We start from the raw sequence: 25,463 nt of genomic DNA on the forward strand, positions 1-25,463 counted from the left end.
ACCGGGCGTCTCATGACAGTGTATACCCAAGTCAGCACGAAATGCGAGTTTCTGCGCGAAATCTTGCCGGTCTTGGGTTACTGAAACTTAAGGAGTAAATGTAGCTACTCCCAGCTCATCTTCACGGCGTGTTTTCGCCATCATTTCTGAAGGAGAAGTCACGACACGCAAGTTCATCTCTTTTTCTGTTCTTACGAGTTCACCGCGCAAAGAGTTCGGGAACACATCAACAATGTTGACATCGACAAACTGGCCAATCAGCTCAGCCGGTCCTTCGAAGTTTACTACACGGTTGTTTTCGGTACGACCACGAAGTTCCATCAGGTTTTTCTTCGACGGACCTTCAACCAGAATACGTTGCTGGGTACCCATCATCAGGCGTGAGTAACGCATCGCCTGGCTGTTGATCTGCTGTTGCAGCTCGTACAGACGTGCTTTCTTGGTCTCTTCCGTCAGATCACAAGGGTAATCCGCTGCTGGTGTTCCCGGGCGAGGCGAGAAGATAAAGCTAAAGCTCATATCGAAATCGACATCGCGGATCAGTTTCATGGTGTCCTGGAAGTCTTTGTCAGATTCGCCGGGGAACGCAACGATAAAGTCAGAACTGATCTGGATATCCGGACGCGCTTTACGCAGCTTACGGATAATAGACTTGTATTCGATACCGGTGTGCGGACGTTTCATCATGGTCAGGATACGGTCACTACCGCTTTGCACCGGCAGGTGCAGGAAGCTCACCAGCTCAGGGGTGTCTTCGTATACAGCGATGATGTCGTCAGTGAACTCCAGCGGGTGGCTGGTGGTGAAACGAATACGGTCAATACCATCGATTGACGCAACCAGACGCAGCAGCTCGGCAAATGAACAGATTTCACCGTCATGCATCGGGCCGCGGTAAGCGTTTACGTTCTGACCCAGCAGGTTGACTTCACGTACGCCTTGCTCTGCCAGTTGCGCGATTTCATACAGCACGTCATCCATCGGGCGGCTGACTTCTTCACCACGGGTGTAAGGTACCACACAGTAAGTACAGTACTTAGAACAGCCTTCCATGATAGAGACGAAAGCGGTCGGGCCTTCAGCACGCGGCTCTGGCAGACGGTCGAATTTTTCGATTTCCGGAAAGGAGATATCCATCACCGGTGCATGATCTGACTGAGATTGTTTGATCATCTCTGGCAGACGGTGCAGAGTTTGCGGGCCAAAAATAACATCGACAAACGGTGCGCGGTCACGGATATGATCGCCTTCCTGAGTCGCGACACAGCCACCCACGCCAATTACGACGCCTGGCTTTTTGTCTTTCAGTGTTTTCCAGCGGCCCAGCTGGTGGAATACTTTCTCTTGCGCTTTTTCGCGAATCGAACAGGTATTAAGTAGAAGTACGTCTGCTTCCTCTGGCTCTTCAGTTAGCTCATAGCCGTTCGCAGCGTTAAGCAGGTCGGCCATTTTTGATGAATCGTACTCATTCATCTGGCAGCCCCAGGTTTTGATTAGCAGTTTTTTACTCATGTTCTTCGCTCGGTCGTTAGTTTAAATTAAGGGAGCAAATCGCCCAGTGTTTCCAGTGACGTCTGGATATTTTTGCCAGACTTGGTTAAAAATTAGCCACCACTTGGGTGCTAAGCGGCGTATTGTACTGGTTTCAACCGGAGCTGACCAGTCATTCTCACCCCCAGCCGTTGTGGTGACTGGCTTTGCCTCTCTGCCGGGCAGGGAATTTGAGCCGAGAGGAAAACCAACCTTGCCCCATGCTTTAGCAAACCGCTGTTTATGGCCATATTTTGTCGCTCGCAACCCGACCAAGCAGTGGTTGTGTGGTAGACTTAGTTTTTACGATTCAGTCAGGTAGAAGCAGTAGATATGAACGATTTTGACATAGTAGTCATTGGCGGTGGTATGGTCGGTGCGGCAGCTGCCATCGGCTTTGCCCAGCAGGGGCGTCGGGTAGCGGTTGTGGACGGGCATCAGCCTGCTGCGTTTAACGATGATCAGCCCATGGATGTTCGTATTTCTGCTATCTCGCAAACTTCGGTTGATTTACTGCAAGCACTGGGCGCTTGGGACAGTATCCATGCGATGCGGGTTTGCCCTTATCGCCGTCTTGAGACCTGGGAGCATCCCGAATGCCGCACTCGTTTTTCCAGCGAGGCGCTGGGGCTGCAGCAACTGGGCTACATGGTGGAAAACCGGGTGATTCAACTGGGTTTGTGGCAAGCCTTTAGTGCTTATCCGAATCTGACTTTGTTGTGTCCGGATAAACTGGCCTCGATTGAGTTTGGCGACAGCCAGACCCTCACACTGCAATCCGGTACTGAGCTGAAGTGTCAGTGGATTATCGGTGCGGACGGCGCAAACTCAAGGGTGCGCAGCCTGGCCGGTATTGGCATCACCGCCTGGGATTACCGCCAGCACTGCATGCTGATTAATGTCGAAACCGAGCTGGCGCAGCAGGATATCACCTGGCAGCAATTCTTCCCGTCCGGCCCGCGTTCATTTTTGCCGCTCAACGGTCATCAGGGCTCCTTGGTGTGGTATGACAGCCCGGCGCGTATCAAGCAGCTTAGCCATATGAGTCCGGCTCAGCTGCGTGCAGAGATACTGAGTCATTTCCCGCCGGAGCTGGGGGATATTAAAGTGTTACAGCACGGCTCGTTCCCGCTTACCCGGCGTCATGCGCAAACCTATGTCAGCAATCATTGTGTATTGGTTGGCGATTCAGCGCATACTATCAATCCGTTAGCGGGGCAGGGCGTGAATCTCGGCTTTAAGGATGTCGCAGCCCTGCTGGAGGCAACCGCCGGGCATAATGAACTGACCCAGGCACAGTTTGAGCGTTACCAGCGTCAGCGGCGGGGCGATAACCTGTTAATGCAAAGTGGCATGGACTTCTTCTATGCCGCATTCAGTAATGACCACACTCCGCTCAAGTGGGTGCGCAATGCGGCGCTGAAACTGTCGGACAATGCCGGGCCGGTGAAGCAGCAGGTACTGCGTTACGCTCTGGGGTTATAAACCTCAGCCAGAATAATTCAGGCGGTAACCCTGTTGTGGTGCGGCCTGCTTGAGGGGCGCGGCTCACGCATTCATGTCAGCAAAGACCTAACATGTAAGCAAACCCCTAAATTAAAGACGAAAAAAAACGCTGCGATGGCAGCGTTTTTTTGAATGCTTTGCAAACCGCTTACTTAGTTACACGCAGTACAGCAGTTTCACCAACATTTACCGAACCAGACAGTTTAGCCAGCTCTTTGATCTCGTCCATGTTAGAGATAACAACAGGAGTCAGAGTTGATTTCGCTTTCTCTTCCAGCAGAGCCAGATCGAATTCAATGATAGTGTCGCCCACTTTCACTGACTGACCTTCTTCAGCGATACGTTTGAAGCCTTCGCCTTTCAGCTCAACGGTGTCGATACCGAAGTGAACAAACAGTTCAACGCCATCGTCAGACTCGATAGAGAATGCGTGGTTCGTTTCGAAAATCTTACCGATAGTACCGTTAACAGGAGCTACCATCTTGTTGCCAGTAGGCTTGATAGCGATACCGTCACCAACGATTTTTTCAGCAAACACGACATCTGGCACGTCTTCGATGTTTACAATTTCACCAGAAAGAGGTGCGATGATTTCAATTGCACCCGCGTCAGCGCTGTCGTCAGAGACTAGCTTCTTAAGTTTGTCAAACAGACCCATTGTGTCATGCTCCTAACGTTTTAATATATTCTGTGAAGTATAGTATACCACTCACTAACAATAGACGACTACTTTTAGTCGTCTATGTTATTGGTATTAGCAGATTATTGAGAGTTTTTCGCGATGAATTTTTCAACGCAAGCTTCGATTTCTGCTGCAGTTGGCAGAGACAGTGCTTCATCTGCCATTGCTTTCACTTCAGCGAAGTTGGTGTTACGAATCACTTTCTTCACTTTAGGAATAGAGATGCCGCTCATTGAGAACTCATCCAGACCCATACCTAACAGAAGGAGTGTAGCGCGCTCATCACCCGCCAATTCACCACACATACCGGTCCATTTGCCTTCTGCGTGTGATGCATCAATAACTTGCTTGATCACAGTCAGAACAGCCGGAGACAGCGGGTTGTAGAGGTGAGAAATCATTTCGTTACCACGGTCTACTGCCAGTGTGTACTGGGTCAGGTCGTTGGTACCGATAGAGAAGAAAGCAACTTCTTTTGCCAGGTGAGGGGCAATTGCCGCTGCTGCCGGGGTTTCAACCATCACACCGATTTCGATGTTTTCGTCGAATGCATGGCCTTCAGCACGCAGTTCAGCTTTGTATTCTTCAATCGCTGCTTTCAGTTCACGGATTTCTTCAACTGAGATGATCATCGGGAACATGATACGCAGAGTACCGTGTGCCGATGCACGCAGGATACCACGCAACTGGTCACGCAGGATGTCACGACGGTCCAGACTGATACGTACGGCACGCCAGCCCAGGAACGGGTTCATCTCTTTTGGTAGATCCATGTATGGCAGGTCTTTGTCGCCGCCGATATCCATAGTACGGATAATCACAGCCTGACCAGCCATCGCTTCTGCTACTTCTTTGTAAGCTTTGTATTGCTCTTCTTCCGTTGGCAGTGCGTCACGGTCCATGAACAGGAATTCTGTACGGTACAGACCAACGCCTTCACCGCCGTTGCGGATGATGCCGTCACAGTCTTTCACTGTACCGATGTTACCGCATACTTCTACGCGGTGGCCGTCTGTGGTTTCAGCGTGCAGGTCTTTCAGTTTCGCCAGCTCTTCTTTTTCAGCCAGGAATGCGGCTTTTACTGCTTTCGCTTCTTCCAGCTCAGCATCGCTTGGGTTGACGACAATCTTGTTGTTCATCGCGTCAAGGATCAGCATGTCGCCGTTTTTCACTTGAGCAGTAATGTCGTTAGTACCTACGATCGCTGGCAGTTCCAGAGAACGAGCCATGATTGAGGTGTGAGACGTACGACCACCGATATCACATGCAAAGCCCAGAACGTAGTCCAGGTTGATTTGTGCAGTTTCTGACGGAGTCAGGTCGTAAGCCACCAGGATCACTTCTTCATTGATGTCGCTCAGCGATACAATGTTGATGCCCAGGGCGTTTTTCACGAAGCGTGTACCGATATCGCGGATATCTGTAGCACGTTCTTTCAGGTATTCGTCATCCAGTGACTCAAGCGCAGCTGCCTGCTCTTCAATCACAGTGTGAATCGCGTTGTCTGCTGACAGTTTTTCGTCTTTGATGAGGGCTAAAATTTCTTCTTCTAGCTCTTCATCTTCAAGCAGCATGATATGGCCTTCAAAGATGGCTTCTTTTTCTTCACCAAAAGTCTCAAGGGCTTTTTGTTTGATAACTTCAAGCTGGGCAGAAGATTTGTTACGTGCGTCGTAGAAACGCGCAACTTCAGCTTCAACTTGAGCGTCAGAAATGGTGTTTGTATTTAGGACAATTTCATCTTCTTGAAGTAGTAGTGCTTTACCAATAGCAATACCTGGAGATGCTAGGATGCCTGAAATCATAGCCTTACCTTAAATTGGTCAACTGTAAACGGGAGATAAGTGGACGTTTGTGCTAACGATATATGTAGCTAATTCTAGAGCCTATTTCCAACAAAGCCACTTTGCGGGAACAAAATGGCTTTGACAGGAATGGTGCGAATTAGTGTAGTTGATCCATCAGAGCAACCAGGTGGTCAACAGCTTGTTGAGCTTGTGCACCTTCTGCAGAGATAGTCACTACAGTGCCTTTAACCAGACCCAGAGTCTGCAGTTTGAACAGGCTTTTCGCGCTAGCGCTTTTACCGTTAGAAGTCACAGTGATGTCCGCGTCGAATGCTTTAGCTTCTTTAACGAACTGAGCAGCCGGACGAGTGTGAAGACCGTTTTCTGCAGTGATTTCTACTTGCTTCTCGTACATGTTTTATACCCCAATTAATTTATTTTTTGTAAGTTTATTAACCAGAATTAGCTTAACCGTATCAGCTCGTTTCTGCTAGTTGAGCTACGAGCTTTTCGTGTCAGAACTGATACTGGTATAAAAATAATCAATCGCCTTGTTGACACTCAGCCATTGAATCTAATCTTGTCTGCTTCTTTATTTTGAAGCTAGAAATAAAACATGCCTGATATTACCAAAGGTGAGGCTAGGATCAACAAAAAAGCCCCTCAAGGGGGCTTTTTTAAACCAAAATTTGATTTCACCACATATTACTGCTGGTTTTCTTTCTCAGAGAAAATGCCGGCGAACAGGGCAGTGCTCAGGTAACGTTCGCCTGAGCTTGGTAGGATAACTACGATAGTTTTTCCTTCAAATTCAGGTAGTTCTGCAAGGCGGTTAGCAGCAACAACGGCTGCGCCAGATGAGATACCAGCCAGGATACCTTCCTCTTCCATCAGACGACGAGCCATCTCGATCGCTTCTTCAGAAGTCACAGTTTCAACACGGTCAATCAGGTCCAAATCCAGGTTGCCAGGGATGAATCCGGCACCGATACCCTGGATTTTATGTGGAGCTGGTTGAATATCCTGGCCTGCCAGTGCTTGCGTAATGACCGGAGATTCAGCCGGTTCTACTGCAACAGAAGTGATGGCTTTGCCTTTCTCGCCTTTGATGTAACGACTGGTACCCGTCAGAGTACCACCGGTACCAACACCAGCAACGAATACGTCAACCTGGCCGTCAGTCGCTTCCCAGATTTCAGGACCTGTGGTCTTTTCGTGAATCTGAGGGTTAGCCGGGTTATCGAACTGCTGCAGCAGCAGGTATTTTTCAGGGTTGCTGGCGACAATTTCTTCCGCTTTAGCAATCGCGCCTTTCATGCCTTTAGCCGCTTCAGTCAGCTCTAGGTTTGCACCCAGCGCTTTCAGCAGCTTACGGCGCTCAAGACTCATTGACTCAGGCATAGTCAGCGTCAGTTTGTAACCGCGCGCTGCAGCAACGAAGGCCAGAGCAATACCTGTATTACCACTGGTTGGTTCCACAAGTTCGATGCCTGGTTTCAGTTTACCTTGCTTCTCTGCATCCCAAATCATGTTGGCGCCGATACGGCATTTAACACTGAAGCTTGGGTTACGTGATTCAACTTTAGCCAGTACGTTACCTTTGCTGACTTTGTTCAGACGAACCAGTGGCGTGTTACCAATAGTAAGAGAATTGTCTTCGTAAATTTTGCTCATTGTGATGTTCCTTCATTTCGCATGTTTTGCTATCGATAAGTCGATACGTTGCGGATACGATTTAGAGAATATGTGCTCGGTTAAAAAGGTAAAAGGATTAAAAAGTTATAACTTATAGGTATCGGCGGCTTTCACCGCCAAAATGTCTATCGGGTCACATAATGCCCTTTAAACTCGCTGACCCACATCGCGGTCGCGCCACAAACCGCTACCGGCATGACAAATAGGTTGATGATCGGAATCGTTGTCAGAACCGACACCAGCATGCCGAAGCCATACGCTTTGCCCTGTTTTTGTTTCAAATTATTACGCATGTCATTAAATGCGACTTTATGGTTATCAAACGGATAGTCGCAGTACTGAATGGCCAGCATCCAGGCGGTAAATAAAAACCACAGAATCGGCCCCAGGGTCTGGCCAAGGGCCGGGATCAGCAGCAGTAGAAACAGACCGATGGCTTTGGGTAAGGTATAAAGCAGTTTACGCCATTCCCTTGCCATGATGCGTGGCACATCTTTGATGACGGCCAGTATACCCTCGTCATTAATCGTGTGACCGGTGAGTTTTTCTTCAACCTTTTCTGCCAGCAGACCGTTAAACGGTGCGGCGACAAAGTTAGCCAGCGTGCTGAAAAAGTAGGAGAAGGTGGCGAGAATGGTCAGTACCAACAGCGGCCACAGAATGTAACTCAGCCAGGACAACCAGTCCGGGATTTGTCCCATCCATTGATTAATCCAGCTGTCGAGGTGTGAAAACAGATAGAGCAGGGCGCCACCAACTAAGAGGATATTAGCCAATAGTGGCATAATCACGAATCGGCGGATGCCGGGTGATAAAGCCAGTTCCAGGCCGTAGAAAAAATAGCCAAAGCCTGAGCGCTTATGATTTTGCATAGTGTATTCCGTATACGATTTGCCAGCGGTGAAAGTTGCATTCTATTGTAACTGAGCAACAGAGGAAGAAAAGCGTGGTAAAAATCACACCATTAACGCACCTTTTAACATTAAGTTGTTCTAAACAGGGGCTGACTTTTGGTAAAGTAATCTGATAAGCCGATAAAACCTACCTTTGGCAACGTTAACGACAAGCGTTGAAGCTCAGGACATCAAAAATCGAGAAACTGAGAGTTTAAGATGCAGGAATTGCGATTCGTACTCATTATTGTTGGCGCGCTAGCGATAGCCGCTTTGCTATTTCATGGTCTGTGGACCAGTAAAAAAGAAGGGAAGTCTAAGTTTGGTGATAAACCACTTGGCCGGATTGACGTAGAGCCTGAAGAAGATGAAGTAGCGGCAGCGCGTGCTTTTGCTCCGGAAGATGATTATGAAATCATTCGTAAGGATCGCAACCAGCCGGACTTCGGGATTAAAGATGAGCCTGAGGTGGATCCTCTGATCGGTGGCTACACCGCTGCTGAAGAACCGCTGACAGAGCAGAGTGAGGTGCGCTCAGAATTTCAAGCGCCTGAAACTGCGCCAGTTGATGAAGCCCAGCCAGAGCCTGTGACTGTCTATGAAGCACCATCCGAGCCGATGTTCAGCACTGCGCGAGCAGGTGTCGATGCTGAACCTGTGGTAGAGAAGCCTCAAGCGCAGCCAGAACCGGCTCCTCAGGCCGCAGAACCGGCCCAGGATGAGATGCAGGTTATCGTGTTGAATGTACATTGTGCCGGCAACGAACCCTTTGTTGGTACTAAGCTGTTCGATAGTATGCAGCAGAACGGCCTGTTGTACGGCGAAATGGATATTTTTCATCGCCATGCTGATTTGTCCGGTACCGGTAAGGTGCTGTTTAGTGTCGCGAACATGATGCATCCCGGGACGCTGAAACACGATGATCCGGCAGAATTCACCACCAAGGGTATTTCATTTTTTATGACCTTGCCATGCTTTGGTGAAGCGGATCATAACTTTAAGCTGATGCTGAAAACGGCCCAGCAGATCGCCGATGATATGGGCGGCAACGTCCTCGATGACGCGCGCAACCTGATGACACCGGATCGCCTGGCCGCTTACCGTAAGCAAATTACTGACTTTCGGAACCGGACAGCACATAATTGATTCCATAACCTTGTTTGGTTAAGAAAGGCCCCGTGTCGGGGCCTTTTTTCATGATAGAACCTGATTGACTGCGAGAGAAACGCAATGCAAAACGTAGAGCAACGCTTACAAGAGCTTAAAGAAATACTGCATGATCATGCGATACGTTATTACGTCGAAGATGCCCCGACCATTCCGGACGCCGAGTACGATCGTCTGATGCGTGAGCTGCTGGATATTGAAGCTGAGCATCCGGACTGGATCACGCCGGACTCACCCAGCCAACGTGTCGGCGGTACACCGTTGAGCGGTTTTGAGCCGGTGACCCATGATATTCCGATGTTGTCGCTCGATAATGCATTCGATGACGGCGAGCTGGACAGCTTTTATCGCCGCATGAGTGATCGCGTTCCGGCGGCCAAATCGGCCCGTTTCTGTTGTGAACCTAAGTTGGACGGCCTGGCGGTCAGCCTGCTGTATGTTGATGGTGTATTGGTGCGTGCGGCGACCCGTGGTGATGGCGCGACCGGTGAAAACATTACCGAGAATGTACGTACCATTAAATCGATTCCACTGCGTCTGAGCGGCAGTGGCTGGCCAACCCGGATTGAAGTCCGTGGCGAAGTGTTTATGCCGAAAGCCGGCTTTGACAAAATGAATGCCGCAGCGCTGAAAAAAGGCGAAAAAGTGTTTGTGAACCCGCGCAACGCGGCGGCAGGCAGCCTGCGCCAGCTCGACTCGCGCATTACCGCCAAGCGCCCGCTGGCATTTTATGCCTACAGCGTGGGGGTGATTGAAGGCGGTGAACTGGTCGGTAGCCATTATGAGCGTTTTCTGCAGCTGAAAGGCTGGGGATTACCGATGAGCCCGGAAACCAAACGGGTCGATTCGCTGGAAGAGGTGAAAGCGTACTATCAGGACATCATGACGCGTCGTGCCGATTTGGCCTACGAAATTGACGGCGTGGTGATCAAAGTCGACGCGATTGACCTGCAGGAGCGGCTGGGCTTTGTGGCCCGCGCGCCGCGCTGGGCGATTGCCTATAAGTTCCCGGCTCAGGAAGAGATGACGCTGCTCAATGATGTGGAATTCCAGGTCGGGCGTACCGGTGCCATTACTCCGGTAGCGAAACTGGAGCCGGTGTTTGTCGGCGGGGTCACGGTCAGTAATGCGACCCTGCACAACGCGGATGAGATTGAACGTCTCGGCGTTAAAGTCGGCGACACGGTGATCATCCGCCGTGCCGGTGACGTGATCCCGCAGATTGTGTCGGTGGTGAATGAAATGCGCCCTGACAGCGCACGCGATATCGTGTTTCCGACCCAGTGCCCGGTGTGTCAGTCAGACATTGAGCGGGTAGAAGGTGAAGCGGTTGCACGCTGTAGCGGTGGCCTGGTATGCCAGGCGCAGCGTAAAGAGGCGCTGAAACATTTTGTGTCGCGTAAAGCGATGGATGTCGATGGTCTGGGCGATAAAGTGATCGAACAGCTGGTGGACAAAGAGATGGTCACCACGCCAGCGGATCTGTTCCGCTTGCGCGCTGGGGAGCTGACGATTCTGGAGCGCATGGGGCCAAAATCGGCGCAGAATATTGTCAATGCGCTGCAGGCGGCCAAACAGACCACACTGCCACGTTTCCTGTACGCATTGGGGATTCGTGAAGTCGGTGAAGCCACGGCAATGAACCTGGCGCACCATTTCTACAATCTGGACGCCATCATGCAGGCGCCGGTGGAAGCGCTTATTGAAGTGCAGGATGTCGGTATGATAGTCGCCAGCCATGTCCATGCTTTCTTCACTCAGGAACGCAACCAGAACGTAGTGCGCGATCTTATCGATCTCGGTATTACCTGGCCGGATATCGAAGCGAAAAGCGAAGATACGCCGCAGCCGCTGGCCGGTAAAGTGGTGGTTCTGACCGGGACCCTGTCACAGCTGTCACGCAGTGATGCCAAAGCGGCTTTGCAGGCATTGGGTGCTAAGGTAACCGGCAGCGTATCGAAGAAAACCGATATTCTGTTTGCCGGTGAAGCGGCGGGCTCTAAGCTGGCCAAAGCGCAGGAACTTGGCATTGAAGTGCGTGGCGAACAGGACCTGATTGATATGATCCGCTGATGGTGCTGGTCTGGTTACCTGCGTGAACGGGTTAAGCGCGATAAGCCGCCTGGCCGGTAACCTGAGTCAAATCATTGCAATTACCCCCGGAAGGAGGCATGGTTTAACCCTGTCTCCTTTTTGGTTTGTTACTGTGTGCCGGATTTGGCCGCAGCCGCTGGAGGCAAGTGGTTACGTTGCAGACAAGTGGCTATTTGTCTGCAGTGCCCCGACGGAGGAAAGATGAACATCAGTGAAGTGGCCAAAAAAACCGGCCTGACGGCTAAGTCGGTGCGGTTGTATGAAGAGAAAGGGCTGATTGCCGCCCCTGTGCGTTCTGGCAATGGCTATCGTCAGTACAATCAGAGTCATGTGGATGATCTGTTGCTGATAGCGCGCTGCAAGAGCGTCGGTTTCTCCCTCGACGAATGTAAGGCGATGCTGGCCCTGGCCAATAACCCGCAGCGCACCAGCCACGCGGTCAAAGAAAAAGCCCAGCTCAAGCTGGAGCAGGTGAGCAGAAAACTGGAAGAGCTGACCCTGATTAAGCAGCAGCTTGAAGAGTGGGTGAATGAGTGTCCCGGCGATGAAAACAGTGAGTGCCCAATCATCGATAATCTCAAAGGGCATTGCTGCCAGCATTCACTGGCAGCCTCATCTGATGGCTAAAGTGTCTTTATTGTCGTGATCACTTTTATTGTCGTCATCACTGTTGCGGCCGGATAACGGTGCGGAAAGGCACAGTTCAGTGATCAGCGGGTTGGTGTAGGCTGACGTGTTGTAGGCGGACTTTCAGTACCGTGCCATCGACGGCAATGACTTCGACCCTCTGTCCGGCGCTGAGCGGCGTATCGCATTCTGCTATCCAGGTACTGTCGCCAATTTGGAGACGAAACTGGCCAACCGGTACATCTTCTGCGACCGTTGCGCTGCGCCCGATCAACTGTTTCTGCTTCTGATTGAGTGTTCGGCTGGCATCACTGCGCTTGTCGTGAGTGAGCTGACGGCGCCACCACAGCCAGGTCGTGACCAGCGAAAAAGCCGCAAAGCTGCACCATTGCAGTTGCCAGCTAAGCGGAATGCCGAGCATCAGCCCGGCCACCAGTAACGCCGACAGCCCGAGCCACAGGCAATAACCGGCCATCCCGAGCAGCTCGGTCGCCAACAAGGCCAGCCCGAGTCCGAGCCAGTGCCAGTGATTAAATTGGGTTAACCAGTCGATCAAGAATCCACCTTACGGGTATCCGTTTGTTTAAACATTTCGGCAATGCCGGTAATCGAGCCCATCAAACCGGTCGCTTCCAGCGGTAACATAATGATTTTACCATTCTCAGCCTTGCCGATGGCTTTTAGTGCCTCGGTGTAGCCCTGAGCGATAAAGTAATTGACCGCTTTCATATCGCCCTGGGCAATGGCATTCGAAACCATTTCAGTGGCTCTGGCTTCCGCCTGAGCGGCGCGCTCACGGGCTTCGGCCTGTAAAATGGCGGCCTGTTTGGCCCCTTCAGCCTTGAGGATCTCTGACTGTTTTTGCCCTTCGGCTTTGAGGATTTCCGCCTGACGCACTCCTTCGGCTTCAAGGATAGAGGCGCGCTTTTCACGCTCGGCTTTCATCTGCGCATTCATCGCTGAAGTCAGATCCGCCGGAGGCTGGACATCTTTAATCTCAATCCGGGTCACTTTGACACCCCAGGGGTTAGTTGCCTGGTCAACGATGGTCAGCAATTTGGTGTTGATCATATCGCGCTGACTGAGCATTTCGTCCAGTTCCATTGAGCCAAGTACGGTACGCATGTTGGTCAGCGTCAGGTTGCGGATCGCATTTTCCAGATCATTGACTTCATAAGCTGCCCGCGCGGCATCAATCACCTGCACAAAGCAGACCGCATCGATCACCACATTGGCGTTGTCTTTACTGATCACTTCCTGAGCCGGAATGTCCAGCACCCGCTCCATCATATTAATTTTACGCCCGACGCGGTCGATGAAAGGAATGATGAAGTTAAGACCGGGACTGAGTGAATGGGTGTAGCGGCCAAAGCGCTCAACGGTCCAGTTATCGCCCTGTGGTACCGTCTTGACCGCCGAGGCGATGAACACGATAACGACGAAGACAAAAATGCCGATGGTAATCAAAGATTCCATTGCCATGTTCCTATCCTTGCAAAGGTGAAAGATTAACAAGTATAGCGGCAGGATAGGCAATGTTATGTGATGAATTAATCGCCGCCAGAAAAAATTAAGGCAGGATATCCTGCCTTAATGATCAAAAACATAGTGAGCTTCCCTGACGGAGCAAGCTGACGGAATCGATTCGATGTCAGCCTGGCGAGGTACTGCGGGCTCCGTCGGGCAGAGTTAGTACAAAAGCCGAGTTAGTACAACAGCCGAGTTAGTACAACAGAGAGTACAGCTGGCGACGGTAACGCGCGGCGACGCTGTTCCCCTGGCCAATCGCGCTGAGGATGTCCATAAATACTTTCTTCATTTCACCATCGAGTGTGTTGAGGTCGCTTTTAAGGAAGTTCCACAGCAGCTCAAGTGCTTCTTCATCACGCTTGACCTGATGGTACTGGGTGGCCAGTTCGACAGCGATTTTGGCGTCATTGCTGTTTTGAGCCAGCGCGGTTTCCAGTGCCTGGATTTCCGGGCTGTCAGCTGCCTGTTCATGCAGTTCCAGTTTTGCGATCAGGCTTTTGTAGTAACCGTCCTGATATTCGAGCGGAATCGCGCTCAGCTCTGCTTTAGCGGCGTCAAACTGACCGGTTTCCAGGAAGCAGTCGGCCAGCGCCAGTTTGGCATCCCCTTTACTCTTCCACTGCTCCGGCAACGCCAGCAGCAGAGTCAGTGCCTGCTGGTGCTGTTGATTTTTGATCAGTTGCTGTGCGTACTGCAGATTTTGTTCATCCTGACTTGGCAGGTGACGGTTAAGCATGTCCTGAATCGCTTCAATCGGCTGCGGGCCACCCAGACCATCAACCGGCTGGCCGTTGAAAAACAGCGCGATGGTCGGCAGAGCCTGAATACCAAATTGTGACGCGATGGCTTGCTCGTCCTGGCAGTTAAGCTGGGCAAGCTGGAATGCACCATTGTACTGCTGAGTTAACTGCTGCAATTGCGGAATAAGTTGTACGCTTTCTTCACTCATCGGTGCCCAGAAGTAAAACAGAATAGGGCGGGACGCTGAGCTTTCGATAACTTCGCGGAAATTGTGTTGGGTAACGTCAGTAATATGAGGTGATTGCATGATGATTCCTTTTACGCTTGCGCTTTAAGCCATAGATGGGGGCATGAATTGAAAACACAAGTCATAGCAAGGCGATGGTAAAGTTTTTCGTGCTGAAATGGTTCTGAATCACAGCCAGGGCTGGCCGCTGCGCAAAAGAGGTCACGCGCGCTGTGCAGTCACAGAAAAGCAAACAGCTACCGTAAGGGTAGCTGTTGAAGCGCAAAGCGCGGTAAGCAATTCAATAGAACGCTATAAAACAAGAAAGAGTGTCAGCGCGATACCAACACCGAGCCAATTCCATTGGTTTAAAGTCATAGATGTGTACCCAATGCAATGCTGATTAATCGGTTAAACGAATCCTACGATTCGGCCATCATCATCGCATCGGATTGTGACGTATTAATGACAGAATTGTAATTTCACGCTGCTTTATTCAGCAGTTTGTCCAAAGTTCGACCAGGAAGGAGGCGTTTTAACAGCGCAAACACTTTGGTCGGAGTGGTGACCCGATAACGTAAGCGCGGTTTGGACGAGCTCAGGGCGTGCAGCAGAGGTTTCAGGCAGGACTCCGGAGGCAGCACAAAGGCATTATTGGATTTATCATTACCGAGCCGGTTGAGCTGGGCATGGTAACTGGCGCTGTGGAATGAATGGTCGATGTCGATCCAATGTTTAAATGCACTCAGAGCGTTAGCGCGAAAGCGGGTTTCTATCGGGCCCGGTTCTATCAGGCTGATGTGGATATCGCTGCCGTGCAGTTCAAGGCGCAGAGTATCGCTCCAGCCCTCAATCGCAAATTTTGACGCGTTGTAGGCGCCGCGGTATTTCATTGCGGCGAAACCGAGAATGGAGCTGTTTTGCACGATGCGGCCATAGCCCTGACGGCGAAAGTGCGGCATCAGCAGCGTGGTCAGGGTATGCCAGCCGAAAAAGTTGGTTTCAAATTGAGCGCGCAGTCCGTCGGTCGGCAGGTCTTCTAACGCGCCCGGCTGGCCGTAGGCGCCATTGTTGAACACGGCATACAGTTTATTGTCCGACAGCAGCAGGGCCTGTTCGACGCCGCGGCGAATGCTCGCTTCGTCACTGAGGTTGAGCTCAATACAGGTCAGGCCTTCAGCCTGCAGGCGTTGTACATCTTCTGCTTTGCGGCAGGAGGCGATCACGTGGTAGCCGCGCTGATGTAATTCGGTCGCAGCCATGTAGCCAATACCGGATGAACAGCCGGTAATTAATATCGATTGGGTCATGCAAGTTCCAGATAGGGATTATTTCAGGTCAAATCGTCAGACGTGATGTTGCAGGAGATGTTTGAGCGCCGGCTCGACGCGTGAGTAAGTGAACTGGAAACCCAGTTCAGTCAGTTTCTTCGGCTTGGCACGGATACTGTCAAACAACAATTCACTCGCTTCGCCCATCAGCAGACGGATGGCCCACTTGGGCGTGGTTAAAATATGTGGACGTTTCAGCGTTTGTGCCAGACAGCGGCTGAACCTGCGATTGGTGACCGGGTGCGGAGCACTGAAGTTAAAAATACCCTGCGCATGTTCGGTTTCCAGTACGTAAACAATCGCTTTGACCATATCGCTCATGTGGATCCAAGGCATGTATTGCTGGCCGGAGCCAATTGGGCCGCCGAGGCCGAGACGATAAGGCGGCAGCATTTTTTTCAGCGCTCCGCCTTCCGGAGCCAGAACGACACCGGTGCGCATAATACATACCCGGGTTTGATCCGACTGGGCGCGCAGAGCGATCTGCTCCCAGGTTGCACAAACCTGATGTGAAAAACGCTGGGAACTGACCTGCAGGCTTTCGTCAAACGGGTGTTCCTGCTGGTCACCGTAATAGCCGACTGCTGAGCCGCTGATCAGCACATGAGGGGGTTTGGTGCTGGCATGAAACAGTTCGACCAGGCGTTCTGTCAGATTCCAGCGGCTGTCGCAGATACGTTGCTTTTGCTGTTCGGTCCAGCGTTTATCCGCAATCGGCTCGCCGGCCAGATTGATCACAGCGTCAAAGCGATTGAGATCGTGCAGATCGTCCAGGCTTTCGATGAACGTCAGTTTGTCATTATGTACGTGGGCAAGCCGCTGGCGGGCGTGATGAGAGTTGCGGGTCAGGCAGACCAAATCATGAGTCATCAGCAGCTTAATCAGTTCACGTCCGATAAAGCCGGTTCCCCCGGTGATCAATATTTTCATGTCGCCTCCTTGCTTGCTCGTTTAAGTATAGCTGTCACGTCCGCCTCATCAGCTTAGAGGAATCTGGCTCAAGTTCCAACATTCTGTTTTTTAACCTTTGCTGACTTTTTCGCCACGGCGCCGGGTGGGTCACATCAGTGTGATGTATCCTTTGCCATCATAAGTGTAACTATTTGTATCGGAGCAGGTATGGCTGGGGTAGTAGCACTGTTAAAAGCGTTAATGGGCAGTCTGCGTGACCTGCTGCCGATTATCGCTGTGATTGCTTTTTTCCAGTTGCTGGTGCTGCAGGAGCCTTTGCCCCATCTGGTCAGTGTACTGACCGGCCTGGTGTTGGTGGTCTTCGGCCTGACTTTCTTTATCTTCGGCCTCGAAATGGGCCTGTTTCCGATTGGGGAGTCGATGGCTCAGGCGCTGGCCCGTAAAGGCAGTGTGGTATGGCTGTTGGTGTTCGCCTTTTGTCTTGGTTTTGGTACCACCATTGCCGAGCCGGCGCTGACGGCCGTGGCGGAAGAAGCCGCGCGGGTCGCCGCGCTCGGAGGCGTTATCGCGGACAGTGAGCTGACGCGTGATGAGTATGCCCACGGTCTGAGAGTGACGGTGGCGTTCTCGGTTGGACTGGCGATTGTGATTGGTGTGCTGCGCATTCTGCGTGGCTGGCCGATTCATTACATGATTGCGTTTGGCTATCTCGGCGTCGTGATTCTGACTCTGTTCGCGCCTCCGTTTATTATTGGTATCGCCTACGATTCCGGTGGGGTGACGACCTCGACCATCACTGTGCCTCTGGTCACGGCGCTGGGAGTGGGGCTGGCTTCATCCATTAAGGGGCGCAACCCGATGCTGGACGGATTCGGCCTGATTGCGTTTGCTTCCCTGTTGCCGATGATGTTTGTGATGGTCTTCGGGATGATGATGACATGAAGGCTGGCACGTCATGATAGGACTCACGGAATTTATCCAGACCCTGACTACAACCATGCGCGATGTGCTGCCGATTGTGGTGATTATTTTTGGCTTTCAACTGGTGGTGCTGCGTAAACCGGTCGCGCATCCGGTCAAAATAGCGGTGGGTTTTATTTATGTGATTCTGGGTTTGTCGCTGTTTTTACTCGGCCTGGAACTGGCACTGTTTCCGCTTGGTAAAACCATGGCTGAACAGCTGACCAATCTGCAGTTTTTGCAGCAGTTCAGGCTCAGCGCAGGACAAAGCCTGCACTGGGTTGATTACTACTGGGTGTATCTGTTTGCGTTTATGATTGGTTTTAGTACCACGATTGCCGAGCCGTCGCTGATCGCGGTGGCGCTTAAGGCTAATCAGGTGTCCGGGGGGAGTATCCGGGTTAACGGGCTGCGGGTGGCCGTGGCGTTCGGGGTTGCGCTCGGGATCACGCTGGGTTGCTATCGGATTGTGGTCGGCGATGCGCTGCATTTTTACATTATCGGCGGTTATATCGTGGTGGTGGTGCAAACCTTCTATGCCCCGAAGCTGATTGTTCCGCTCGCGTATGATTCCGGTGGGGTCACTACATCAACGGTGACCGTACCGATAGTGGCTGCTCTTGGGCTCGGACTGGCGTCGACGGTGCCCGGACGCAGCCCGGTGATGGATGGTTTTGGTTTGATTGCCTTTGCCAGCCTGTTTCCGATGATTTCAGTGATGGGCTATGCCCAGTTAACCCTGTGGCTTAACCGAAGGGCTGAGCGCCGGGCGGCGCAAAGTGCGCCGGTTTCTGGTCAGCCTGACCTGACAGCAGCAAGGTTGCGCAAGGAGAAAGATGATGAGGTTTAAACTGATTATCGCATTTGTTGAGGACAGCAAAACCGACGAGGTGCTGGACGCGGCGCGTGAGGCCGGAGCTACCGGGGCAACAGTGATTAATAATGCTCGTGGCGAGGGGCTCAATAAAAAACGCACCTTTTTTGGCCTGACCCTGGAAGTGCAGAAAGATGTGGTGCTGCTGATGGTGGAGGAGCATTTGTCGCGCCATATTCTGGAAACCATCGCCGAAGTCGGTGAGTTTGATCAGGAATCGGGGCAGGGGATTGCGATTCAGATTGATATAGAAGACGCAGTCGGAGTCGCGCATCAGGTCGAAACATTAACCAAAGTGATTGAGGACAACCTATGAGTCGGCACGACAATATTCACGTTCGCGATGTCATGGCGAATACTTATGTCATGGTTGATGGTTTAACCACGGTCCATGACGGGATCTGTCTCGCTAAGCAGCACCAAGTGAAGGCGTTAATCGTCAATAAACGTCATGAGGACGATGAGTACGGTATTGTCCTCATGAACGATATTGCCAAAAAAGTCCTGGCCACCAACCGTTCGCCCAAGCGGACCAACATCTATGAAATCATGACCAAGCCAGCGTTATCAGTCTCGCCGGATATGAACGTCAAATATTGCGCCCGTCTGTTCGAGCGCTTTGGTATCAGCCGTGCACCGGTGATCGAAAATGGTCGGGTCATCGGTATGGTTAGTTACAATAATATCGTGATCAACGGCATGGCGCGAGATGAGGAATAGTGATTATTTACGGTCTGAATGGCCGAGGTCGCGTTGCGGATCAATCAAATCACGCACGCGTTGCTTGAGCACTTTAGCCTCCGGAAAACCGCCATCCTGTTTGCGTTCCCAGATCTGTTCACCGTTACAGAAAATTTCAAACCGGCCACCGGTATCGGGGTGGAGCGAGATGGTTGCGATCTCTTCACTGAAGGTATGCAACAGCTCCTGGGTTAACCAGGTGGAACGTAACATCCAGTTGCACTGGCGACAGTAGTAAATATCGATACGGGCTTTGTCCATAATGGCACTATCTCTTGACGTTACAAAGGAGGCTCAGCGCTGAAGGTTGTCAGCGCTGAGCCACAGGGCTATTTATTGCCGAACAACACGGTGGAGCCGTGATTAAGGTTGGTCAGCAGCAGGGTTTTATCATTGACGATATCCACCCGCTGACTCTGCTCCGAGTCCATGCGGAACAGCTGGGTGATCAATTGCAGCTGCTCGGGGGTGAAATCTTTACTCTGGGTGGAAGAGACATCTTTAAAATCGGTCGGTGTCAGCAGCAGGTAGTTATCACTGACGTCCCATTCGCCTGATTCCGAGCAGTTGATCACATCTTCCGGTACCGATTTATCCATCGCATACAACTTGACTAACGACACACGCAGGTAGGTGCCGTTAGGCAGGTACTTGACGTTTGAAGTGACATCAACCCGGCGCAGCGGGCCAACGGAATCATTTTGTTGTTTACTCTCAATCAGAGTGACCATTTTGGATTGCCATTCGCGCGAGGTCAGCACCTGTTGCAGTTTGATGTCACTGAACCAGTAAAACCAAGCGCTGAATGCGGCAGAAATCAGCAAAATCAGGATCGCAATTCTTCTGTTCATCATGGGCCTCCTCACTGGCAAATCTGATCAATATCTTCTTCGGTGGACAGGATACGTAGCGTAATGTTCTGTCCGGAAAACTGAGGGGCATGAATGTAGTTCAGCACCAGTTGATTATTGTGGCCGCCGGTGGCGATGACCTCTTTGGGTGCCATTTCACCCGGGTGAAGCTTAGCGTATTTGATGATGCAGGATTCAATCAGTGGCATCCAGGCACTCAGATCAGGCTGGTTGACAGGGGCACTGACCGTTACGCCATTGTAATTGGCTAACTGGCGCAGCTTGGAGGGGGCCGGGCTGGTAAACAAAATGACACATAGAGGCAGTAAGATGGCGACAATCAGCATGATCTTGACCCGCAGATCGCACTTGTGCAGTAAAGTCAGAGGTGAGTGATCGGCCTTTTCTGTATTCGTGCTGGTGGTGTATGCAGGGACAGAGTTTGCCGTCACCTGAATATCAGCGGGCATGACGCTACTACCGGAGCTGTCGGGGTGCTCTGGTTGTTCATCCGGCGCCTGGACCGTTTCGTCGGCTTCTAATGGTTCAACTTCTGCGATCAACTGATAGCCACGTTTGGGTACAGTTTTAACGAATTGCGGTGATTTTGTCGAATCTTTCAACATCTTGCGCAGTGTTGATACGGCTTGGGTCAGGCTTGAGTCATCGACTTCAAATCCTTGCTCACGCCAGACGAAATCATGCAGTTCATTGCGGGTTATCACTTCATTTGGGCGTTGAGATAGCAGTAATAGTATGCGGCTTTCATTGCTTCCGAGACGAACATTCTCATTGTCGGCTTCTTTGTCTACTAGCGAATTGCTCGTTGGGTCGAAAGTAAATCTGTCAGCAAGAATGAACTTTGTGGCTGTATTACTCATCGATATCTTCTTTTTAATTAGTATTTAGAGCTTGGACTAATGACTACCCACTATCCACAACCTTCCCTGTAGAACGAATTAAAAAACGACGTTGAAATATTCGGGGGTTATCTTCCTTGATAAAAATTCGGATAGAGCATAATCAAAAAAACTTCAAAAAACTCAGTTTTTATAGTTTTTGACCTTGAATTTACATTCCGGGGCCACATGTTAATACCAAATCGATGTTCCTCATACCCCAAATTTTAGTCTGGGGGCAAAAATGATGTTATGGAGCTAATATGAGCGAAACTGCAATGGCAAACAAAGAAACACGTGGTTTTCAATCTGAAGTTAAGCAACTACTTCATCTGATGATACATTCTTTGTATTCCAACAAAGAAATCTTCCTGCGTGAGCTGATCTCGAACGCATCAGATGCAGCGGATAAATTGCGTTTTCAGGCGTTATCTAACGCAGATTTGTATCAAAATGATGCTGATCTTGGAGTGAAGTTGTCGTTTGACAGCGAAGCGAATACTTTGACCATCTCTGACAACGGTATCGGCATGAGCCGTGACGATGTGATTGAGCATCTGGGTACGATCGCCAAGTCGGGTACGGCTGAATTTTTCTCAAAATTATCTCAAGATCAATCTAAAGACTCACAATTGATCGGTCAGTTCGGGGTCGGTTTTTACTCGGCCTTTATTGTTGCCGATGCGGTGACGGTACGTTCACGTGCGGCGGGCCTGGCGGCAGAAGAAGCGGTGCAATGGTATTCACAAGGTGAAGGCGATTACACCGTGGAGACCATCACGAAATCTTCCCGTGGTACTGACATCATTTTGCACCTGCGTGACGAAGGTAAAGAGTTCCTGTCGGAATGGCGTCTGCGCGATGTGATCTCGAAATACTCAGACCACATCGGTATCCCGGTCTACATCCAGACTCAGGTGATGGATGAGGAAGGCAAGCCAAGCGGTGAAACCCAGTGGGAGCAAATCAACAAAGCGCAGGCTTTGTGGACTCGTGCCAAATCTGATATCAGTGATGAAGAGTATCAGGAGTTCTACAAGCATGTATCACACGATTTTGCTGATCCTCTGGTGTGGAGCCACAACAAAGTCGAAGGCAAAAACGACTACACCAGTCTGTTGTACATTCCGGCTAAAGCGCCTTGGGATATGTACAACCGCGATCACAAGCATGGCCTGAAACTGTACGTGCAGCGCGTGTTCATCATGGATGACGCTGAACAGTTTATGCCGTCTTATTTACGTTTCGTGCGTGGCCTGATTGACTCTAACGATCTGCCGCTCAACGTGTCGCGCGAAATTCTGCAGGATAACAAGGTCACGCAATCGCTGCGTAACGCTTGTACCAAGCGGGTGCTGACCATGCTGGAACGCATGGCGTCCAACGATGCAGAAAAATATCAGGGCTTCTGGAAAGAATTCGGTATGGTGCTGAAAGAAGGCCTGGCCGAAGACATGTCCAACAAAGAGAAGATTGCCGGCCTGCTGCGTTTTGCTTCCAGCGACAGTGAATCTGCTGAGCAGAATGTCAGCCTGAGTGCTTATGTTGAACGCATGAAAGAAGGTCAGGATAAGATTTACTACCTGACGGCGGACAGTTACAGCGCAGCGAAAAACAGCCCGCACCTGGAGCAGTTTAAAGCCAAAGGCATCGAAGTCGTGCTGATGTACGATCGCATTGATGAGTGGATGATGAACTATCTGACCGAGTTTGACGGTAAGCAGTTCCAGTCCATCAGCAAAGCGGGCCTTGATCTGAGCAAGTTTGAAGACGAAGCGGAAAAAGAGAAACACAAAGAGACAGAACAAGAGTTTAAATCTGTCGTTGAACGTGTGAAAGAGTACCTGGGCGCGCGGGTTAAAGACGTGCGTACCACCTTCAAACTGGCTTCAACCCCTGCGGTAGTGGTCACTGATGACTTTGAAATGGGCACACAGATGGCGAAACTGCTGGCGGCTGCCGGTCAGGCGGCGCCGGAAGTGAAGTACATTCTTGAAATCAACCCGGAACACGCCATGGTGAAACGTATGGCTGATGAGCCGGATCAGGAAGCGTTTGCCCGTTGGGTAGAAGTGCTGCTTGGCCAGGCGATGCTTGCGGAACGTGGTGCGATGGAAGATCCGTCACAATTTGTCACTGCAATCAATCAGCTTTTGACTAAGGTTGAATAAGTTTTAGGGTAAAGCTCGCCGCGTGCGAGCTTTTTTTATTGGCGACGAGCCGATATGACGTGAAGTCACGCTATCTTTGATGTAATTGCAGAGAAAACGGCGGCTGACGGGTATTCTTTAGTCTTAGAAAGCGCTGTGCAACGAATTTCTGTGATAGAATAGCAGACTTGAATGTCACTAATAAGGCGTGTATTTTGGCACGCCTGTTTGTTGGGCTTAACCGTTTGCGTTATGGCATGCGGAGTCATCAACAAACCCTATTGGTCTCGTTATACCGAAACTTACCGTCTCGCGACACAAGGAGCTGTGAGCTTCGGTATAAATATCATTTCTAAAGAGGATTAAACATGCGCATCATTCTTCTAGGTGCTCCAGGTGCAGGTAAAGGCACACAAGCTCAATTCATCATGGAGAAGTACGGTATTCCACAAATCTCTACTGGTGACATGCTACGTGCTGCGATCAAAGCGGGTACAGAGCTTGGTAAACAAGCGAAAGCCGTTATCGATGCTGGTCAGCTAGTTTCTGATGAAATCATTCTTGGTCTGATCAAAGAGCGTATCGCTGCAGAAGATTGCCAAAAGGGCTTTCTGCTGGATGGTTTCCCACGCACTATCCCGCAAGCGGACGGTCTGAAAGAAATGGGTGTTGACGTTGACTACGTGATTGAGTTTGACGTTGCTGATGATGTGATCGTTGAGCGCATGGCGGGCCGTCGTGCTCACCTGGCTTCAGGTCGTACTTACCACGTTGTTTACAATCCGCCAAAAGTGGAAGGTAAAGATGACGTGACGGGTGAAGATCTGGTTATCCGTGAAGATGACAAAGAAGAAACCGTACGTGCACGCCTGGATGTATACCACACTCAAACTGCACCACTGATTGAATACTACGGTAAAGAAGCGCAAGCGGGTAACACTAAATACCTGAAATTCGACGGCACTAAGCAAGTGGCTGAAGTAAGCGCAGATATCGAGAAAGCACTGGCTTAATCTCAATTTTAGCCTGAGCTGAATATTTGTTATAGTGAAGCGACCGTAAGGTCGCTTTTTTTATGAACTTTTTCTGCTAAAAGTCCGTACAAGCACCTTCAGACCGGTTGATTCCAGCCTGGGACCGGGATGCCGGTCATTTTGCGAGATTCAATTTTAATCCGGCAGCGCGTGACGCTGCGTGACAAACCTGAATGGACATTATGCAAAACAACAAAAATTATGGTGTGCTGTTAGCCAATCTGGGGACGCCACAAGCGCCGACGGCGGCTGAGGTAAAACGTTTTCTGAGTGAATTCCTGCACGACCAGCGTGTGGTGGATATGAGCCGCTGGCTGTGGTGTCCGATCCTGCATGGCATTATTCTGCCGTTACGCTCGCCAAAGGTGGCTAAGCTGTACCAGAGTATCTGGATGGATGAAGGCTCACCGCTGATGGTCTATTCCAAACGTCAGCAGCAGGGCTTGCAACAGGCGCTCAATATACCGGTTGAACTGGGCATGACTTACGGCGAGCCTAGCCTGCTGAGCGGCGTTCAGAAGCTGCAGCAGCAAGGTGTGGACAGCATTATTGTTCTGCCGTTGTATCCGCAGTATTCCGGTACAACCAGCGCGGCGGTGTTTGACGGTGTGGCGAAAGCGATGAAACAGGTTGATGTGGTGCCGGATCTGAGCTTCGTGCGCGATTACCACGATCATCCGCTTTACATCCAAGCGCTGGCCGACAAGGTGCGTCAGTCCTGGCAGGAGAATGGTCAGGGTGATCTGTTGGTCTGTTCCTATCACGGTATTCCCAAGCGCTATGCGGATAATGGTGATATTTATCCTCAGCATTGTGAGCAGACCACCCGTCTTTTGGCTGCCGAGCTTGGCCTGGCTCCTGAAAAAGTTCTGATGACTTATCAGTCACGGTTTGGCCGTGAAGAGTGGCTGCAGCCGTATACGGACAAAACCCTGCAGGCACTGCCGGGGCAAGGTGTCAAAAAGCTTGATATTCTGTGTCCGGCCTTCTCGGTTGACTGTCTCGAAACCCTGGAAGAAATTTCCGAGCAGAACTGCGAGATTTTTCTGCATGCCGGCGGAGAAACATTCCACTATATCGAGTGTCTCAACGATTCAGCCGCTCATATCGCGATGATGGCAAGCCTGGTCAGAGAACGACTGTAACGCCGGACTTAACCGATACCAGAGCCCAACGCTCAGATACACAACCATCAGAGACGAAAAAGCCTCAGCACGAACTGAGGCTTTTTAT

At 50.9% G+C, this 25,463-nt stretch carries 24 protein-coding genes and 1 pseudogene; 11 read left to right on the top strand and 14 right to left on the bottom strand.

Annotated features, from left to right (window positions below; all coding sequences use genetic code 11):
* Window positions 1–87 precede the first annotated feature (87 nt).
* Entirely contained in the window at window positions 88–1,512 is a 1,425-nt protein-coding gene (gene miaB / locus E6C74_RS19930; RefSeq protein WP_136487797.1) for a tRNA (N6-isopentenyl adenosine(37)-C2)-methylthiotransferase MiaB, read from the bottom strand.
* Between the two features lie 351 nt (window positions 1,513–1,863).
* Between miaB and E6C74_RS19935 the strand changes: the two genes are divergently transcribed.
* On the top strand, window positions 1,864–3,015 hold the full coding sequence (locus E6C74_RS19935) for a 2-octaprenyl-3-methyl-6-methoxy-1,4-benzoquinol hydroxylase (RefSeq protein ID WP_136487798.1): 1,152 nt from the start codon (window positions 1,864–1,866) through the stop codon (window positions 3,013–3,015).
* A gap of 169 nt (window positions 3,016–3,184) precedes the next feature.
* Here the strand turns inward: E6C74_RS19935 and crr are convergent, their stop codons facing one another.
* The 5 genes from crr to cysZ all read right to left on the bottom strand — a co-directional run bounded on the left by crr (window position 3,185) and on the right by cysZ (window position 8,072).
* Window positions 3,185–3,694: a PTS glucose transporter subunit IIA gene (gene crr, locus E6C74_RS19940; RefSeq protein WP_136487799.1), complete on the bottom strand. Its 510-nt coding sequence runs from the start codon at window positions 3,692–3,694 to the stop codon at window positions 3,185–3,187.
* Window positions 3,695–3,798: 104 nt separating this feature from the next.
* Window positions 3,799–5,523, bottom strand: a complete 1,725-nt coding sequence (gene ptsI, locus E6C74_RS19945) for a phosphoenolpyruvate-protein phosphotransferase PtsI (protein ID WP_136487800.1) — start codon at window positions 5,521–5,523, stop codon at window positions 3,799–3,801.
* A gap of 139 nt (window positions 5,524–5,662) precedes the next feature.
* Window positions 5,663–5,920 (bottom strand): HPr family phosphocarrier protein, encoded by a 258-nt coding sequence (locus E6C74_RS19950; RefSeq protein WP_136487801.1) that lies wholly within the window; start codon window positions 5,918–5,920, stop codon window positions 5,663–5,665.
* 290 nt (window positions 5,921–6,210) lie between these two features.
* The gene (cysK, locus tag E6C74_RS19955) at window positions 6,211–7,179 is read right to left on the bottom strand and encodes a cysteine synthase A (protein ID WP_136487802.1); all 969 of its coding nucleotides are present in this window, start codon (window positions 7,177–7,179) and stop codon (window positions 6,211–6,213) included.
* A 146-nt stretch (window positions 7,180–7,325) separates the two neighbouring features.
* On the bottom strand, window positions 7,326–8,072 hold the full coding sequence (cysZ, locus tag E6C74_RS19960) for a sulfate transporter CysZ (protein ID WP_136487803.1): 747 nt from the start codon (window positions 8,070–8,072) through the stop codon (window positions 7,326–7,328).
* Window positions 8,073–8,312: 240 nt separating this feature from the next.
* Between cysZ and zipA the strand changes: the two genes are divergently transcribed.
* From zipA to cueR, 3 genes are all read left to right on the top strand, one after another.
* On the top strand, window positions 8,313–9,239 hold the full coding sequence (gene zipA, locus E6C74_RS19965; RefSeq protein WP_136487804.1) for a cell division protein ZipA: 927 nt from the start codon (window positions 8,313–8,315) through the stop codon (window positions 9,237–9,239).
* An 84-nt stretch (window positions 9,240–9,323) separates the two neighbouring features.
* A complete protein-coding gene (gene ligA, locus E6C74_RS19970) occupies window positions 9,324–11,333 on the top strand; it encodes an NAD-dependent DNA ligase LigA (protein WP_136487805.1) in 2,010 nt (669 codons plus the stop codon).
* 222 nt (window positions 11,334–11,555) lie between these two features.
* Complete coding sequence (gene cueR, locus E6C74_RS19975) at window positions 11,556–11,981, top strand: Cu(I)-responsive transcriptional regulator (RefSeq protein ID WP_136487806.1); 426 nt, start codon at window positions 11,556–11,558, stop codon at window positions 11,979–11,981.
* A gap of 76 nt (window positions 11,982–12,057) precedes the next feature.
* On the opposite strand, the gene E6C74_RS19980 is transcribed toward cueR, so the two are convergent.
* From E6C74_RS19980 to E6C74_RS20000, 5 genes are all read right to left on the bottom strand, one after another.
* Complete coding sequence (locus E6C74_RS19980; RefSeq protein WP_136487807.1) at window positions 12,058–12,537, bottom strand: NfeD family protein; 480 nt, start codon at window positions 12,535–12,537, stop codon at window positions 12,058–12,060.
* Complete coding sequence (locus E6C74_RS19985) at window positions 12,534–13,463, bottom strand: SPFH domain-containing protein (RefSeq protein ID WP_136487808.1); 930 nt, start codon at window positions 13,461–13,463, stop codon at window positions 12,534–12,536. The genes E6C74_RS19980 and E6C74_RS19985 overlap by 4 nt, the downstream gene beginning before the upstream one ends.
* 241 nt (window positions 13,464–13,704) lie before the next feature.
* On the bottom strand, window positions 13,705–14,559 hold the full coding sequence (locus E6C74_RS19990) for a co-chaperone YbbN (RefSeq protein WP_136487809.1): 855 nt from the start codon (window positions 14,557–14,559) through the stop codon (window positions 13,705–13,707).
* A gap of 401 nt (window positions 14,560–14,960) precedes the next feature.
* Window positions 14,961–15,788: an SDR family oxidoreductase gene (locus tag E6C74_RS19995; RefSeq protein ID WP_136487810.1), complete on the bottom strand. Its 828-nt coding sequence runs from the start codon at window positions 15,786–15,788 to the stop codon at window positions 14,961–14,963.
* 36 nt (window positions 15,789–15,824) lie between these two features.
* On the bottom strand, window positions 15,825–16,739 hold the full coding sequence (locus tag E6C74_RS20000; protein ID WP_136487811.1) for a TIGR01777 family oxidoreductase: 915 nt from the start codon (window positions 16,737–16,739) through the stop codon (window positions 15,825–15,827).
* A 189-nt stretch (window positions 16,740–16,928) separates the two neighbouring features.
* Here E6C74_RS20000 and E6C74_RS20005 point away from each other — a divergent pair, with 189 nt between their 5' ends.
* The 4 genes and pseudogenes from E6C74_RS20005 to E6C74_RS20020 all read left to right on the top strand — a co-directional run bounded on the left by E6C74_RS20005 (window position 16,929) and on the right by E6C74_RS20020 (window position 19,275).
* A complete protein-coding gene (locus E6C74_RS20005; RefSeq protein ID WP_136487812.1) occupies window positions 16,929–17,663 on the top strand; it encodes a DUF1538 domain-containing protein in 735 nt (244 codons plus the stop codon).
* Window positions 17,664–17,676: 13 nt separating this feature from the next.
* Window positions 17,677–18,435: pseudogene (locus E6C74_RS20010) on the top strand (DUF1538 domain-containing protein); the annotation flags it as partial.
* 85 nt (window positions 18,436–18,520) lie between these two features.
* A complete protein-coding gene (locus E6C74_RS20015; protein ID WP_136487830.1) occupies window positions 18,521–18,871 on the top strand; it encodes a P-II family nitrogen regulator in 351 nt (116 codons plus the stop codon).
* Entirely contained in the window at window positions 18,868–19,275 is a 408-nt protein-coding gene (locus tag E6C74_RS20020) for a CBS domain-containing protein (RefSeq protein ID WP_136487814.1), read from the top strand. Before E6C74_RS20015 ends, E6C74_RS20020 begins: the two co-directional genes overlap by 4 nt.
* A 3-nt stretch (window positions 19,276–19,278) precedes the next feature.
* Here the strand turns inward: E6C74_RS20020 and E6C74_RS20025 are convergent, their stop codons facing one another.
* The 3 genes from E6C74_RS20025 to E6C74_RS20035 all read right to left on the bottom strand — a co-directional run bounded on the left by E6C74_RS20025 (window position 19,279) and on the right by E6C74_RS20035 (window position 21,028).
* Window positions 19,279–19,557: a SelT/SelW/SelH family protein gene (locus E6C74_RS20025; protein WP_136487815.1), complete on the bottom strand. Its 279-nt coding sequence runs from the start codon at window positions 19,555–19,557 to the stop codon at window positions 19,279–19,281.
* Between the two features lie 68 nt (window positions 19,558–19,625).
* Window positions 19,626–20,147 carry a regulatory protein ToxS gene (locus E6C74_RS20030; protein ID WP_136487831.1) on the bottom strand — a complete coding sequence of 174 codons (522 nt, stop codon included), beginning with the start codon at window positions 20,145–20,147 and terminating at the stop codon, window positions 19,626–19,628.
* An 11-nt stretch (window positions 20,148–20,158) separates the two neighbouring features.
* Window positions 20,159–21,028, bottom strand: coding sequence for a transcriptional regulator (locus E6C74_RS20035; protein ID WP_136487816.1), 870 nt, complete (start codon window positions 21,026–21,028; stop codon window positions 20,159–20,161).
* A gap of 281 nt (window positions 21,029–21,309) precedes the next feature.
* Here E6C74_RS20035 and htpG point away from each other — a divergent pair, with 281 nt between their 5' ends.
* From htpG to hemH, 3 genes are all read left to right on the top strand, one after another.
* On the top strand, window positions 21,310–23,217 hold the full coding sequence (gene htpG, locus E6C74_RS20040) for a molecular chaperone HtpG (protein ID WP_136487817.1): 1,908 nt from the start codon (window positions 21,310–21,312) through the stop codon (window positions 23,215–23,217).
* 347 nt (window positions 23,218–23,564) lie between these two features.
* Entirely contained in the window at window positions 23,565–24,209 is a 645-nt protein-coding gene (gene adk / locus E6C74_RS20045; protein ID WP_136487818.1) for an adenylate kinase, read from the top strand.
* Between the two features lie 203 nt (window positions 24,210–24,412).
* Window positions 24,413–25,375, top strand: coding sequence for a ferrochelatase (hemH, locus tag E6C74_RS20050; RefSeq protein ID WP_136487819.1), 963 nt, complete (start codon window positions 24,413–24,415; stop codon window positions 25,373–25,375).
* Window positions 25,376–25,463 lie beyond the last annotated feature (88 nt).

Origin of the sequence: Vibrio sp. H11 (genome assembly GCF_004804295.1) — a bacterium.
GTDB lineage: Bacteria > Pseudomonadota > Gammaproteobacteria > Enterobacterales > Vibrionaceae > Vibrio > Vibrio ostreae.